Origin of the sequence: Sediminihabitans luteus, from assembly GCF_002797595.1 — a bacterium.
Taxonomy (GTDB): domain Bacteria; phylum Actinomycetota; class Actinomycetes; order Actinomycetales; family Cellulomonadaceae; genus Paraoerskovia; species Paraoerskovia lutea.
On sequence record NZ_PGFE01000001.1, the window covers coordinates 1,188,947 to 1,202,453 of the forward strand.

14 protein-coding genes are annotated in these 13,507 nt (G+C 74.0%); 8 read left to right on the top strand and 6 right to left on the bottom strand.

What is annotated here, in order from left to right; all coding sequences use genetic code 11:
• Window positions 1-119: 119 nt before the first annotated feature.
• Both CLV28_RS05555 and CLV28_RS15445 read right to left on the bottom strand, forming a co-directional pair.
• Complete coding sequence (locus tag CLV28_RS05555; protein WP_100422182.1) at window positions 120-1,103, bottom strand: MvdC/MvdD family ATP grasp protein; 984 nt, start codon at window positions 1,101-1,103, stop codon at window positions 120-122.
• A complete protein-coding gene (locus CLV28_RS15445; protein ID WP_157802518.1) occupies window positions 1,100-2,605 on the bottom strand; it encodes a trypsin-like serine peptidase in 1,506 nt (501 codons plus the stop codon). Before CLV28_RS15445 ends, CLV28_RS05555 begins: the two co-directional genes overlap by 4 nt.
• A gap of 137 nt (window positions 2,606-2,742) precedes the next feature.
• On the opposite strand from CLV28_RS15445, the gene CLV28_RS05565 reads away from it, so the two are divergent.
• From CLV28_RS05565 to CLV28_RS05585, 5 genes are read left to right on the top strand one after another with little or no spacing between them, the layout of a single operon-like run.
• The gene (locus CLV28_RS05565; RefSeq protein WP_100422183.1) at window positions 2,743-3,372 is read left to right on the top strand and encodes a helix-turn-helix domain-containing protein; all 630 of its coding nucleotides are present in this window, start codon (window positions 2,743-2,745) and stop codon (window positions 3,370-3,372) included.
• Window positions 3,369-4,694: an MFS transporter gene (locus CLV28_RS05570; protein WP_100422184.1), complete on the top strand. Its 1,326-nt coding sequence runs from the start codon at window positions 3,369-3,371 to the stop codon at window positions 4,692-4,694. Before CLV28_RS05565 ends, CLV28_RS05570 begins: the two co-directional genes overlap by 4 nt.
• Before the next feature lie 10 nt (window positions 4,695-4,704).
• A complete protein-coding gene (locus tag CLV28_RS05575) occupies window positions 4,705-5,415 on the top strand; it encodes a phosphatase PAP2 family protein (RefSeq protein WP_100422185.1) in 711 nt (236 codons plus the stop codon).
• Window positions 5,412-6,143 (top strand): phosphatase PAP2 family protein, encoded by a 732-nt coding sequence (locus tag CLV28_RS05580; protein ID WP_100422186.1) that lies wholly within the window; start codon window positions 5,412-5,414, stop codon window positions 6,141-6,143. Before CLV28_RS05575 ends, CLV28_RS05580 begins: the two co-directional genes overlap by 4 nt.
• Before the next feature lie 10 nt (window positions 6,144-6,153).
• Window positions 6,154-6,702: an MOSC domain-containing protein gene (locus CLV28_RS05585; RefSeq protein ID WP_100422187.1), complete on the top strand. Its 549-nt coding sequence runs from the start codon at window positions 6,154-6,156 to the stop codon at window positions 6,700-6,702.
• Window positions 6,703-6,889: 187 nt separating this feature from the next.
• Here CLV28_RS05585 and pnuC read toward each other — a convergent pair whose 3' ends face one another.
• Together pnuC and CLV28_RS05595 are read right to left on the bottom strand one after the other, a co-directional pair.
• The gene (pnuC, locus tag CLV28_RS05590; protein ID WP_100422188.1) at window positions 6,890-7,579 is read right to left on the bottom strand and encodes a nicotinamide riboside transporter PnuC; all 690 of its coding nucleotides are present in this window, start codon (window positions 7,577-7,579) and stop codon (window positions 6,890-6,892) included.
• Window positions 7,580-7,610: 31 nt separating this feature from the next.
• Complete coding sequence (locus CLV28_RS05595) at window positions 7,611-8,993, bottom strand: low temperature requirement protein A (protein WP_100422189.1); 1,383 nt, start codon at window positions 8,991-8,993, stop codon at window positions 7,611-7,613.
• Window positions 8,994-9,061: 68 nt separating this feature from the next.
• Between CLV28_RS05595 and CLV28_RS05600 the strand changes: the two genes are divergently transcribed.
• A complete protein-coding gene (locus CLV28_RS05600) occupies window positions 9,062-9,643 on the top strand; it encodes a DinB family protein (RefSeq protein WP_100422190.1) in 582 nt (193 codons plus the stop codon).
• Window positions 9,644-9,705: 62 nt separating this feature from the next.
• Here the strand turns inward: CLV28_RS05600 and CLV28_RS05605 are convergent, their stop codons facing one another.
• Both CLV28_RS05605 and CLV28_RS05610 read right to left on the bottom strand, forming a co-directional pair.
• Entirely contained in the window at window positions 9,706-10,104 is a 399-nt protein-coding gene (locus CLV28_RS05605) for a type II toxin-antitoxin system VapC family toxin (RefSeq protein ID WP_100422191.1), read from the bottom strand.
• Entirely contained in the window at window positions 10,101-10,379 is a 279-nt protein-coding gene (locus CLV28_RS05610; protein WP_100422448.1) for a type II toxin-antitoxin system VapB family antitoxin, read from the bottom strand. The genes CLV28_RS05605 and CLV28_RS05610 overlap by 4 nt, the downstream gene beginning before the upstream one ends.
• A 134-nt stretch (window positions 10,380-10,513) precedes the next feature.
• Here CLV28_RS05610 and CLV28_RS05615 point away from each other — a divergent pair, with 134 nt between their 5' ends.
• Both CLV28_RS05615 and CLV28_RS05620 read left to right on the top strand, forming a co-directional pair.
• Window positions 10,514-12,118: an ABC-F family ATP-binding cassette domain-containing protein gene (locus CLV28_RS05615; RefSeq protein ID WP_100422449.1), complete on the top strand. Its 1,605-nt coding sequence runs from the start codon at window positions 10,514-10,516 to the stop codon at window positions 12,116-12,118.
• A gap of 305 nt (window positions 12,119-12,423) precedes the next feature.
• A complete protein-coding gene (locus tag CLV28_RS05620) occupies window positions 12,424-13,491 on the top strand; it encodes a hypothetical protein (RefSeq protein ID WP_100422192.1) in 1,068 nt (355 codons plus the stop codon).
• Window positions 13,492-13,507: the final 16 nt, after the last annotated feature.

Genomic DNA, 13,507 nt, shown 5'->3' on the forward strand with positions numbered 1-13,507 from the left:
GCGCTGCGCGCCCGCGCTGCTGTTCCACTGCGCCGCTGAGCACCTGACCTGCTGCGCGCCGGCGCTGCCCTGCGCGCCGAGCACGGGGTTGGGCACACCCGCGGCACCTGTGCGTGTGCCTAAGCGCGTGCTCGACCGCGCTCGACCCCGTGCTCGGCCGGCGCACGGTCGAGGCGCGCGAGCAGCCCCGCGAGCGCCGCCGTGATGGGCTGCCCGGTCGCGATCTCGACGAACAGCCACTGCCCGGCGGGGTTGATCTCGAGGAACACGTAGCCGCCGTCGGGCGCGAGCCGCAGGTCGACCGCGCCGTACCGCAGGCCCAGCCGCCGCATCAGCGCGAGCAGCGCGGACTCGACGTCGGCGGGCAGCCGGTGCTCGACGATGTGGGGGTCCGGGTCGACCCGGAAGTCGTACTCGTACCCCGTCGACGCGGCGGTGATCCGTGCCGCGAACACCTCGTCCCCCACGATCGTGACCCGCACGTCGCCGCCGCCGGGCACGTACTCCTGGAAGATCACCGGCGCGAGCCGGACGAGGTCGAGCCGGTCGAGGTCGTCGGGGCCAACCGGCCGCGTCTCGCGCCAGGTGCGCGGCGTGCCGCTGAAAGGCTTGTAGATCACGCCCTCGGGTTCGGCGCCGACGAACGCTCGCGCGCTCGCCGGGTCGTTCGTCATACAGGTGCGCGGCACGCGCAGGCCGATCGACGCCGCGAGGCGCAGCTGCCACATCTTGCGCGACGCCGTCTCGTCGAGGTCGGGATCGTTGACCCATTCCGCGTCGAGAGTGGTCCACAGCCCGGCCACGAGCGACGCGCACTCGCCGTGCGCGAACCCGCGGTCGTCGCCACCCACGAGCTCGTCGTGCAGCGTGAAGGGTTGCGGGCGCCGCCACCACATGGCGCGCAGCGCGGCGAGGTCGACGGTTCCGTCAGGCGTCTCCCACGTGCCGGACCACCCGCCCTGCGGCGTCTGGCGCGTGGTCAGCGACGCGCTGCTCGGCACCGTGGCGGTGTCGAGCAGCACGTGCCGGGCGCCTGCGGCGTCGAGGTGCCGGCGCACCGCGACCGCGTGCAGGTCGTCGGCGTGGGAGACGATCCCGATCACGCCTCCTCCTCGAACATCGCCGCGAGCGCGGCGCGCAGGGTCGTGAGCGAGGCCGTGACGGACTGCTGCGCCACGAGCAACGCGTCGAGCTCGGCGAGCACCTGGTCGGCGAGCGTGCCGTCGCCGGGCGCCCCGACGTCGGCGTGCTCGCCCGCCTGCACGAACGGTCGCACGGTCGCCCCGAGGAACCCGGCGAGCCCCCCGCGGACGACGGGGTCGAGCACCGGGTCGAAGACCTTGCCCGGGTCGAAGACGCCCTCCTGGAGGGTGTTGTTCGGGTCGTCCCCTGCCCCGACGGTGCCGAGGTCGCCCGCGAGCTTGGTCGTGAGGTCGCCCGAGAGCACGGTGCCTCGCACGTCGCGGGCGAGCGGCGTCCCGATCTGGTCGCTCACGAGCGTCGTGTCCCGGCCGAGCCCGGTGCCGACGTCGTCGAGGGTCGCCAGGGTGAATCCGCCGTGGTCGCGCAGGAACGCGGTGTCGATCCGGTCGGCGGCCGCGTGGGTCGCGAGGACGTCGTCCGAGATCCGGGTCGCGAACGGCCGGTCGGCCGCGGAGGCCGTGCTCGAGCTGGGCGTGAGCGACCGCAGCGTCGGCGAGGCTGCGACGATCGCCGCGATCGCGACGCCGGTGTTGCTGCCCGTCCCGGCGCTGTTGCAGCCGCCGTTGGTGTGGACGCCGACGACGCGCCCGGTCGCCGCGTGCAGGATCCCGGAACCCGAGTTGCCGCCCAGGGTGTCGATGTCGTTGTAGGAGACCACCGTGCCCGTGACGCCGGTCGCCGGTCCGGCCTCGATGCGCTTGGGCTGGCCCGCGGGGTGCCCGATGATCGCGAGCATGTCGCCCACGGCGGGGTTGGTGGTGCCGAACTCGGTCCACCCGTACGTGCTGCCCGGGCTGCCCCCGATGCGGCACAGCGCCATGTCGAGGCCGCCGAGCCGGTACTCGACCAGCGCCACGATCGGGAAGCTCTGCTCGGCGCGCATCGCGCCTGACGGGTCGCGCTGGTACAGGAAGTTGAGGTGCATCGACGTCGCCGCCTGCTGGGGCGTGATCGCCGTGACGGTGCCGTTCTGGCGGGGGATGCGCCACCCGTTGGGGTCGGCGTCGAACAGGTGGCCGCAGGTGAGGAACAGGTCGGGGCCGATCATGGTCCCGCTGCCCCAGCGCACCCCGCTCACGTTGCCGGGGTCGGTGTACGTGCTCGCGAGGTTCGCGTTCCAGGCGACCTGCGCGACGGGCTGCTCGTGGGCCGCGACGAAGGCGGCGGTCACGCCGAGCGTGCCGTCGTACTGCTCGACCTCCTGCGAGTCGTCCACGACGCCGCAGATCGACTCCATGAGCTCGGAGTAGCCGGGCCCGGCGCCTTCGAGCGCGTCGGCGCCCAGGTCGAGCTGGTCGAGGCGCGGCACGAACAGCGCGTCGTCGAGGTGGGCGAACGGAGCCTTCTTGGGGCTGCGCGCCCGGGCGCGCTTGGGCGAGCTGGTGGATCCGGTGGTGGGCATGGTCGTCCCCTTTGACCAGGGCCCGGGGCTCCTCCTCGGGCCTCCACCCGGAACGAGGGCCCGCGAGGTCGCGGTGATACGCGGTCGATCATCAAGACCTCTTGATCAAGAGGTCTTGATGATCTATCGTCGGTCGCATGAGCAGCCCCGAGCAGCACCACGAAGTCACGGGCGACGGCACCCTCACCGATGACGTCACCTCGGACCCCGCGCGCATCCGCGCCCTCGCGCACCCCCTGCGCCTGACGCTGCTCGAGCTCCTCGACACCGAGCGCGAGGCCACCGCGACCCGCTGCGCCGAGCTCACGGGCGAGTCCGTCGCGAGCTGCTCGTTCCACCTGCACCAGCTCGTGCGGTACGGGTACGTCGAGCGCGCCGAGCCGCGCGGTCGCGAGAAGCCGTTCCGCACGGTGAGCCGTTCGCGCGCGAGCCGGTTCGACCCGGCCGTGCCCGACTCGCGCCGCGCCTCGGCCGAGCTCGCGCACCTGCTGCTCGACCGCGAGACCGCCCGCGTTCACGCCTGGCTCGACGCCGCGACCCGCGCCGGCGGATCGACCCGGGCGGACGACGCGTGGGCCCTCGCCTCGACGCAGACCTCCGCCACGTTCTGGGCCACGCAGGACGAGCTCGCCGCACTCTCGGCCGAGGTCAACGCGCTGGTCGACCGGTTCGCCGACCGCCACGACCCGGCCCGGCGCCCCGCCGACGCCCGGCGCGCGCACCTGTTCGCGGTCGTCAACGCCGACGTCCCGGGAGACCCGCGATGAGCACCGACCGGCCGACCCCGGCTGCGCCGTCCGACACCGCGCCGTCCGACACCGTGCCGTCCGACCCGACCCCGGCCGCGCCGTCCGACAGCGTGCCCTCCGACAGCGTCGCACCCGACCCGCAGGCCGCCCTGCGCACGCGCCCGTTCCGCCTGCTCACGGCCGCGTGGGCCTGCACCAACCTCGCCGACTCGGTGCTCGTGATCATCCTGGCGGTGTGGGTCAAGGACCTCACGGGCTCGGACGGTCAGGCCGCGCTCGTGTTCGCGGCGCTGGGCGCACCCGCGCTCGTCGCCCCGCTGCTCGGGCACCTCGCGGACCGCGTCTCGCGGCGCCGCATGATGGTCGTGACGTACCTCGCGGGCGCCCTCACGCTCGCGTCGCTGTTCGCGGTGCAGGACGCCGGTCAGCTCTGGCTGGTCTACCTCGTGACGGTCGTCTACTCGACCGTGGGTTTCGCGACGGCGTCCGCGCAGTCGGGCCTCGTGCGCGACATGCTGCCCGACGCGGCGCTCGGCCGCGCCAACGGGCGGCTGACGACGATCGACCAGGTGTTCCGCCTCGCGATGCCCGTGATCGGTGCGGCGATCTACGCCGTCGCGGGCCCGCGCCCCCTCGTCGCGGCGGCCGCGGTCGCGTTCGTCGCCGCGGCCGCGCTGATCGGCCGGGTCGCGCTCGTCGAGACCCCGCCCACGCCGTCCGACGAGCGCGAGGCGTTCTGGACCGAGGCGGCCGCCGGGTTCCGGCACCTGCTGCGCACGGCCCCGCTCGGCGCGATGACGATCGCGCTGGCCGTCGCGTTCGGCGGGGTGGGGCTGCTCAACGCGGTGAGCTTCGCGATCATCGACCAGGGTCTCGGGCTCGAGCCCGAGCTGCTCGGCCCGATCTCGAGCGTGCAGGCCGTGACCGCGATCGTCGCGGGCCTCACCGCGGGCCGGCTCGTGGAGCGCTGGGGCGCCCCGCGGCTCGTCGTGGTCGCGCTCGGGGTCGTCGCGCTCGGGGTGCTGCCGACGCTGGGCACGAGCGTCGTGGGCGTGCTGCTCGGCCTCGGCCTCGTCGGGCTCGGCATCACGTGGGCGATCGTCGGGTTCGTGACCGAGCGCCAGCTGCTGACCCCGGCACGGCTCCAGGGCCGCACGTCGGCCGCGACGAACCTGCTGCTCAACGTGCCGCAGCTCGTGCTCACGCTCGTCGGGGCGGCCGTCGTCGGCGCCGTCGACTACCGGCTGCTCGTCGCGCTGACCGCGGTCGGCGTGCTCGCCGGCGCGGCCGTCGCAGCCCCCGCCGCGCTCCGACGGGCGAGTCGCACGACCCCCCGCTAGTGTCCCGGGGATGCTCACGAGACCCCGCCGCCGCGCGCTCCTGAGGGCCGGCGCGTTCGCGCTCGTGGCCTCGGTACCCACGCTCGTGCTCGCGTACCTCGTGCGCGCCGAGGCGCCCGGCCTGCTCGACCTCGACGTGTCCGTGGTCGAGGCGACCACGACGTTCACGCGCGAGCACCCCGCGGTCGAGACCGCCGCGACCGTGTGGTCCGAGGTGTTCGAGCCGCGGTACGTCAACCTCGCGGGCGCGGTGCTCGCGCTGTGGGTCTGGCGCCGGCACGGCCTCGCGACGCGCGCGCTGTGGGCCGTCGGCACGCTGCTCGCCTCGTGGGGCGTCGCCGTGCTCGCCAAGCAGGTCGTGGGCCGCGCCCGGCCCGTCGTCGAGGACGCGCTCGTGCACGCGCCCGGCTTCAGCTTCCCGTCGGGCCACGCGACCGCGTCGGCGACGGCCGCCGTGACGCTCACGCTCCTGGTGTGGCCCGTGCTGGGACCGCGCGCCCGCGTCGTCGTCCCCCTCGTCGCGGGGTCCGTCGTCGTGCTGACGTCGCTCGACCGGCTCCTGCTCGGCGCGCACTTCCCCTCCGACGTCGTCGCGGGCTGCCTGCTCGGCGCGACGCTCTCGACCGCCTCCTACCTGGGCTACGTGGGCTGGAACCCGCAGCACCCCGGCGACCTGCCCGAACCCGACCACGGCCCCACCCGACCTGCGAAGGACTCATGACCACCACGACGCACGCCCCCACCCGGCGCCAGGCCGACCACCCGTTCGTCCACCGCTACGAGATCGACACCTCGCGGCCCACGGTGGGCGAGGCGGCCCGCGACCTGGGCCTGCGCGCGCTGCTGCCCGCGGTCGCGCTGTGGGCCGTGATCACCGGGATCGGGCTGCTCATCGTCGGCCCGCTGAACGACCTGCCCGCCGAGGAGGGCGTCAACGACTGGTTCGCCGAGAACCGCTCGGGCTGGGGCGACACCGTCTCGGGCTGGTTCTCGCTCGCCGGGTCCACGCCGTTCGTGATCGCGATGACCGTGATCACGTGCCTCGTGCTGCTCTGGCGCTCGCGCCAGTGGTGGTTCGCGGTCGTGCCCGCGATCGCCGTCTCGGTGCAGGCCCTCGTGTTCGTCACGGCCGCGACCGTCGTCGGCCGCGACCGGCCCGAGGTCGAGAAGCTCGACGACTCCCCGCCCACCGCGAGCTACCCGAGCGGTCACACGGGCGCCTCGACCGCGCTGTTCTTCACGCTCGCGATGCTCGCGCAGCGCATCGAGCACACCGGCCTGCGCTGGACCGTCACGATCCTGTGCGTCGCCGAGCCGCTGCTCGTGGGCACCGCGCGGCTGTACCGGGGCATGCACCACGTGACCGACGTCGGGTTCGCGATCGTCAACGGGCTCGTGTGCGTGCTGCTCGCATGGGCCTACCTGCGACGCCGGGCCGCCGTGCGCTAACCTCCGCCGCATGAGCCCCTCCCCCCGCGTCGTCGCCGTCGCCGCGAGCGCCCACCACGAGTTCAGCAAGCCCACGCGCGAGCAGGTCACGGTCGTCGCGGGCCACGGCATCGAGGGCGACACCCACGCGGGAGAGCTCGTCCAGCACCTCAGCCGCAAGCGCACCGACCCGACCCAGCCGAACCTCCGCCAGGTGCACCTCATGCACGCCGAGCTGTTCGACGAGCTCCGCGCCGCCGGCTACGACGTCGCACCCGGAGAGCTCGGGGAGAACGTCACGACCGCCGGACTCGACCTGCTCGCGCTCCCCCGCGGCGCGCGCCTGCGGATCGGCGACGACGTCGTGCTCCGCGTCACCGGACTGCGCAACCCCTGCCAGCAGATCAACACGTTCCGCGACCGCCTCCTCAAGCAGCTCCTCGTGCCGGACGCCGACGGCGGGGTCGTGCGCAAGGGCGGCGTCATGTCCGTGGTCGAGCAGGGCGGCGTGATGCGCCCCGGCGACGCGATCACCGTCGAGCTGCCCGACGGCCCGCACGAGGCGCTCGCGCCGGTCTGAGAGACTGGACGCGACCCCTGCTCGACCCGGAGGAGACCCCATGTGCAGCCCCGCACGGTGCCCGCGATGCGCCAAGACCACCTGGACCGGCTGCGGCCTGCACGTCGAGGAGGCGCTCGCCGGCGTCGCCGAGGCGGACCGCTGCACCTGCGACTGAGCGCGCGCCGAGGGCCGGCCGGCCGGGCGCTCAGGTCGCGACCAGGGCCCCGGGTTCGGGCGAGGCCAGGGGCGGCGTCCGACGCTGGACGCGCCACCACACGAAGAACCCGGCGAGCGTGAACGCGCCGTAGACCACGTACATGAGCGCCGACGCGTAGTACCCCGCGCCGAGCAGCAGCGGCACGCCCACGAGGTCGACCGCGACCCACACGAGCCAGAACTCGGTCCAGCCGCGCGCCATGCCGTACGTCGCGAGCACCGACCCGACGAAGATCCAGGCGTCCGACCACACCGGCTCGTACGAGCCGAGGGCCCGGAACACGGGCGTGAGCAGCGCCGTGCCGCCGACCATCGCGACCACGAGGAACGCCCGCTGGCGCCACGACGCCCAGCGCGGCGTCACGGGCCCGACGTCCGCCCCGTCGCGCGCGGCCGAGCGCCAGCGCCGCCACCCGTAGACGGACACCGCGACGAACATGACCTGCCGGCCCGCCTGCCCGAGCAGGTTGACCGGGTGGGGCGTGCCGAACACGGCCCCCATGAAGACCGTGAACAGCAGCACGTTCCCGGCGATGCCGACGGGCCACGCCCACGCCCGTCGGCGCATCCCGCCGAGCGCCGACGCGAGCCCGAACAGGTTGCCGAGGACCTCGCGCCACAGGATCACCTGCGAGCCGATCACGAGCTGCGCGTCGAACAGCCAGTGGATGACGTCCACGGGACCTCCCGTCGTCGCGGACGACGCCCGGTCAGTCCGCGGGCCCGACCTCCGGGCCCGGACGATCAACGCCGACGCCGCGCGATTGCTTCCCCCGGCGCGCGCGCCCCGCGCCGCGGGACCGCACGTCGAGCACGACGGTGACCAGCACACCGCCGGCGAGCACCCACACGACCCCCTCGGCCGCGGCGCCCGGACGCAGCGCGACCACGGCCGCCGCGGCGAGCATCGGCACCCCGACCGCGACCGCACGCCGTAGGGCGGCCCGCCGGGCGGCGTCCGCAGACCGTGCCGCGAGCGACGCGTGCACCACGACCGCGAGCGCCGCGAACGTCGCGGACGCGGCGACGAGGATCCACCGGTCGTGGTCGATCACCGGCGCGGACGGCTCGGCGACCACGGCCCCGAGCACGGCCGCGAGGGTCGCGAGCGCCCCGGTCGCGACGAGGTGCGCCGCCCACGCGAGCCGCGGCGTCAGCCCGCGCTCGGGCAGCAGCGCCACGCCCGCGTACCCGCGCCGCACCGCGACCGTCCACAGCCCGACGACGAGGGCGAACGCCCCGGCGCCCGTGACCGCGAGCGAGCGGTCCCACACGGCCTCGCTCGCGCCGTCGATCGCCTGCACGAGCCCCTCGCCCAGCACGATCAGCACGAACAGGCCGAGCCGCTCCCCCAGGTGCGGGACGTCGGACGTCGCGGCCGTGACCTCGTCCGGGAACGCGCGCTCGGGTCGTCGCGGACGCCGCCCGGCCGGGTCGGCCGCGGCGGCCCGGCGCTCCCGACGACCACCCTCCCGGGCGTCGTGCGCCCGACCGCGGGCCGTGTGCTGCACGCGCACCCGGTCGAGCCGCTCCTGGCTGCTCGCGAGCAACCGCTCGGGCGTCGTCGTGAGCAGCATGAGGAGGTCGAGCGCGAGCCCCAGCGCCCACAGCGCGTACGTCGTGGTGCCCTCGAACCAGAAGGACACGACCCACGGCACGACCCCGAACGCGGCCTGCACCACGGGCAGGTCGACCACGACCGTGCCGCGGTGCCACGGCCGCGACGCCGCGAGGCGGCCCACGACGTACGCGACGGCGAACCCGAGCGCGTGCTCGCCGTGGATCTCCGGCACGGCGGCGGTCATCACGGCGAGGACCGCCATGCCGACGAGCATCGTCGGGGTGCGCGTGCTCTCGCCCGCGAGGTTGCCGTACGTCGTGAAGCACGCCCACACGAGCCAGTACGCGGTGAACGCGATCGCGTAGACGGCGAGGCCGCCCGCGCTCGCGTCGTGCGCGAGCAGGTGCGCGAGCATCCCGATGCCCGCGACCGCGACCAGGTCGAAGAACAGCTCGAGCCAGGACGCGTGCCGCTCGTCGGCCTGCCCCCCGGACTCCTCCGGCGCGGCCGCGCCGTCCCCGTCGTCGCTCATGGCCCCATGCTGCCCGGGTGGGTGCGAAAGGGCTTGCCGGACGCCGCGTGCGCAGCGAGTCTGGACGCATGGCCGACGACGAGCAGCAGATCCTCCACCGCTACCTGCAGGAGGCGCGCGACGCGCTCCTGCTCAAGCTCGACGGGCTCGACGAGCGCGCCGCCCGGTGGCCGCGCACCCCCACCGGCACCAATCTGCTGGGGCTCGTCAAGCACGCCGCGGCGATCGAGATCGGCTACTTCGGCGACTGCGTGGGCCGGCCCTGGCCCGACCCCTCCGAGCAGACCTGGGAGACCGCGGGCGACGACGACCCCAACGCCGACATGTACGCGACCGCCGACGAGTCGCTCGACGGCGTCGTGGACCTGTACCGCCGGGTGTGGGCGTTCGCCGACGCGAACATCGCCGAGCTCGGGCTCGACGCGCCCGCGCACGTGCCCTGGTGGGGCAGCCCCGACGTCACGCTGCGGCGGTTGGTCGTCCACACGACGTCCGACCTCGCCCGGCACGCGGGCCAGGCCGACGTCCTGCGCGAGCTGCACGACGGCGCCGTCGGGCTGCGGAGCGCCGGCGACAACGTGCCGCCGCTCGGGGCAGACGGCTGGGCCGCGTACGTCGCGCGGCTCGAGGCGCTCGCCCAGAAGGCCTGAACGCGACGCCTGAGCGCTGGGCACGACTGCGCCCTGGGCACGCCGGAACGCTGGCGCGCGCGTCAGGGCGCGAGCGCGGACCGCAGGTCGGTGCGCGTGAAGTCGTCGCCGACGAACAGGATCGGCTCCTTCGCCACCGCCGCGAGCGCGTACGAGTAGCAGTCTCCGAGGTCCAGGCGTGCCGGGTGGCCGCTCCCGCGCCCGAAGTCCCGGTAGGCCTCGCGCGCGACCGCGGCATGCTCCGCGGTGAACGGCGTCACGGTGATCCGGTACGCGGCGAGCAGAGCGTCGACGCGTCGACGCTGCTCAGGAGCGGATCTCGAGTCGACGACCGCGAAGAGCTCGACGAGGGTCGCTGCGGAGATCTGCGCACCCCCGGCGTCGAGGAGTGCCGAGGAGAGCGCTTCGGCACCCTCCTCCCCCGTGAGGATCGCGACGATCGCGGACGTGTCGACGATCATCGGGGCAACCCCGCGTCGTCGTAGAGCTCGCTCGCGGTGCGCCCCATCCGCTCCTTGTCGTCGTCGGTCAGGGCACCGCGGAACTCGGCGAGCAGACGGTTCACGTCCTGCTCACGCGACGAACGCTCCGCGGCCGCGAGACCGTCCGCGTCGAGCGCCTCGTCCAGGCGGCGCCGCACCGCGTCCTCGACCGCGCTCGTCTGCGACTGACCCGTCACCTCGGCGAGGCGACGCACCAGGGCGTGCGTCCGTTCGTTCTTGATGTTGAGGCCCATGGGCTCCATGCTAGACCTCGATCTACCCTGGCAGAAGGCCTCGTCTACCCTGACGCCCGCCAGCCCCGCACCCACGGCCCGCGTAGGGTTCGAGGTCCGTGCCGACGTCCGGCACGGCGCCCGAGAGGACCCCCGTGAGCCTGATCCGCCTGAACGCCGTGAGCATGCAGTTCGACGACAAGGTCGTGCTGCGCGACGCGTTCCTCAAGCTGCGCGAGGGCGAGCGCGTCGGCCTCGTGGGCCGCAACGGCACCGGCAAGACGACGTTCCTCGAGCTGGTCCTCGGGCGCAAGGAGCCCACGGCCGGCACGGTCGACGTGAACCTCGGCGTCACGATCGGCTACTTCTCGCAGTTCTCCGAGCTCGCAGGGCACCGTAGTGCCGTCGAGGAGCTCAGCGAGCTGTTCGCCGACGTCCACGCGACGCAGGCTCGGCTCGACGCGATCGGCGAGCGCCTCGCCGAGCCGAGCCTCATGGACGACGGCGGCGACGAGATGACGAGGCTGCTCACCGAGCAGGCCGAGCTGTTCGAACGCATGGACGCGATCGACGGCTGGTCGTACGAGAACACGATCGACACCGTGCTCACGCGCCTCGGGTTCGACGCCGAGCGGCGCGTGCTGCCCGTCGACCAGCTCTCGGGCGGCTGGCGCAACCGCGCGGCCCTCGCACGCATCCTCGTGCAGCGCCCCGACGTGCTGCTGCTCGACGAGCCCACGAACTTCCTCGACCTCGAGGGCGTGCGGTGGATCGAGAGTTGGCTGCAGTCGTACCCGGGCGCGGTGCTCGTCGTCTCGCACGACCGGCAGTTCCTCGACGGCGCGGTGACCCGGATCGTCGAGATCGAGAACCACCGCCTGCACGAGTACGAGGGCGGGTACTCCGACTACGTGCACGCCAAGCAGTCGCGCATCAAGACCATCGAGCGGCAGTTCGCGCACGAGGAGGAGCTGCTCGCGTACGAGGCCGAGGCGAGCGACGCGCGCCGTCAGGCCGCCAAGGACAAGAGCCGCGGGCTGCGGCGCAAGCTCGCCGACATCAAGAAGAAGCAGGCGCCGCGCCCCGTCGACCAGATCATCACCAGCATCTACGCCGACCTGCACGTGAGCGACAACCTCGTGCAGGTCGAGGGCCTGACCAAGGGCTACGGCGGCGACCCGCTGTTCAGCGACCTCACGTTCTCGCTGCACCGCGGCGACCGCGTCGCCGTCGTCGGGGCCAACGGCTCGGGCAAGTCGACGCTGCTCGACGTGCTGACGCAGGTCACGCCGCCCGACGCCGGGCAGATCACCTGGAAGAAGAACTCGACCTTCGTCTCGTACAACCAGGTCGTGGCCGAGCTCGACCTCGACGACACCGTCGCGCACGCCGTGAGCGCCGCGCCCGGGACGCTCGCGTTCTCCGCGACCAAGAAGAACGTCACCCGGTTCCTGACGATGCTGCAGTTCTCCGAGATGGAGCTGCGGCAGAAGATCGGCACGCTCTCGGGCGGGCAGCGGGCACGCGTCGCGATCGCGCAGTGCCTGCTCTCGGGCGCGTCCGTGATCGTGCTCGACGAGCCGACCAACCACCTCGACCTGACCTCCGCCCAGGTCATGGAGCGCGCGCTCGCGCACTTCCCCGGCGCCGTCGTCGTCGTGAGCCACGACCGATACTTCATCGACAAGGTCGCGCACCGGCTGCTGACGTTCGACGGCGCGGGCGGGGTCGAAGAGTCGGCGGCGACCGGCGCGCTCTGACGGCGCTCTGACGGCGCGCTCCGGCGTCCCGCTCGCCGAGCACGGGGTTGTGTCCGGCCGAGCACGGGGTTGTGTCCGGCCGAGCACGGGGTTGTGCACACGGCGACGCCCGTCGGGTGTGCCCAACCCCGTGCTCGGCACGCAGGATGTTGCGGGCGGTGCGTGACGCGCGGTGCGCGACGCGCGGACGGATGTGACGACGTCCGGGTGCGCTGGGTACGGTCGCGTCGTCCCGAAACGTCCCGGCCTGCGCCGCGCTCCGCCCGAGGGCTCTGCGACGTCGGCCAGCCCTGGAGGCAGCCCCTGTGAACTGGTTCAAGAAGATCTTCGGTCGACGCGGTGCGTCGACGTCGGCCCCGGCGCCCGAGACGTCGCCCTCCGAGAACGCCGAGCACTCGAACGCTGAGCAGTCGAGCACCGCACAGCTCGACGCCATGCTCACCGCCTCGGAGGCCCCGGTCGCCCCCGCGCCCGAGACCTCGGACGTCGCAGCTTCCGTCGCGTCCGCCCCCGCGGAGGGCTCGCCCGCCGAGCCCGTCCCCGCTGAGCCGGTGCCTGCCGCGACCATCGAGGCCGAGCCGGTGCCTGCAGCACCCGTCGAGGCTGAGTCGGTGCCTGCCGCGACCGTGCCAGCAGCGGAGACGCCCGCCGTCGCAGAGCCTGCCGACGCAGAGCCCGCCGACACGGAGCCCGCCGACACGGAGCCCGCCGACGCAGAGCCCGTCGAGGCGCCGGCCGCGGAGCCCGCGCCCTCGACCTTCGTCGCGAACGTGACGATCGACGAGACGCCCGCCGCAGGGAGCGATCCGGTCGGGTCCGCCGAGGACGCCTTGGCCGTCGAGTCGCAGCCCGAGGCGGCGGCAGAGCCCGAGCCGGCGGCAGAGCCCACGTCCGAGGCAGAGCCCACGTCCGAGGCAGAGCCAGAGCCTGAGGCGGAGCCCGAGCCCGCGCTGGACGCCTCGCCCACGCCCACGCCCGAGGCCACGCCCGGGACTGCGCCGTCCGCGACGTCCGACAGCGTCGAGAGCTCTGCCGCGACCACGCCGGCCAACGCCCCCGACCAGGTGCGCGGGCGCCGGTTCACCGAGTGGACGGACACGATCCGGGACCTCAAGCGCGACGGTCGCACCGACGAGGCGCTCGCCCTCACGCTCGAGTGCGTCGACGCGGCGGAGCGCGCGAGCGGACCGGCCGCGCCGACGCCGTCGTTCACCACGACCGCCGCGATCATGTACCGCCAGGCGAAGGACTACGCGGCGGAGGTCGCGATCCTGGAGCGCTACCTCGCGGCGTGCCCTGCGGACAAGCAGAACGCGAAGGTCGCGGAGCGGCTCGCCAAGGCGCAGGCGCTGCGCGAGAAGCAGCCCGCCTGACCCGTCACAGGCCCAC

Coding starts and splice junctions, on each gene's coding strand:
- CLV28_RS05565 (WP_100422183.1), top strand. CDS start 2,743: ATGAGCAGCCCCGAGCAGCACCACGAAGTCACGGGCGACGGCACCCTC.
- CLV28_RS05605 (WP_100422191.1), bottom strand. CDS start 10,104: ATGATCGTCGACACGTCCGCGATCGTCGCGATCCTCACGGGGGAGGAG.
- CLV28_RS05570 (WP_100422184.1), top strand. CDS start 3,369: ATGAGCACCGACCGGCCGACCCCGGCTGCGCCGTCCGACACCGCGCCG.
- CLV28_RS05595 (WP_100422189.1), bottom strand. CDS start 8,993: ATGAGCGACGACGGGGACGGCGCGGCCGCGCCGGAGGAGTCCGGGGGG.
- CLV28_RS05610 (WP_100422448.1), bottom strand. CDS start 10,379: ATGGGCCTCAACATCAAGAACGAACGGACGCACGCCCTGGTGCGTCGC.
- CLV28_RS15445 (WP_157802518.1), bottom strand. CDS start 2,605: ATGCCCACCACCGGATCCACCAGCTCGCCCAAGCGCGCCCGGGCGCGC.
- CLV28_RS05600 (WP_100422190.1), top strand. CDS start 9,062: ATGGCCGACGACGAGCAGCAGATCCTCCACCGCTACCTGCAGGAGGCG.
- CLV28_RS05580 (WP_100422186.1), top strand. CDS start 5,412: ATGACCACCACGACGCACGCCCCCACCCGGCGCCAGGCCGACCACCCG.
- CLV28_RS05575 (WP_100422185.1), top strand. CDS start 4,705: ATGCTCACGAGACCCCGCCGCCGCGCGCTCCTGAGGGCCGGCGCGTTC.
- CLV28_RS05585 (WP_100422187.1), top strand. CDS start 6,154: ATGAGCCCCTCCCCCCGCGTCGTCGCCGTCGCCGCGAGCGCCCACCAC.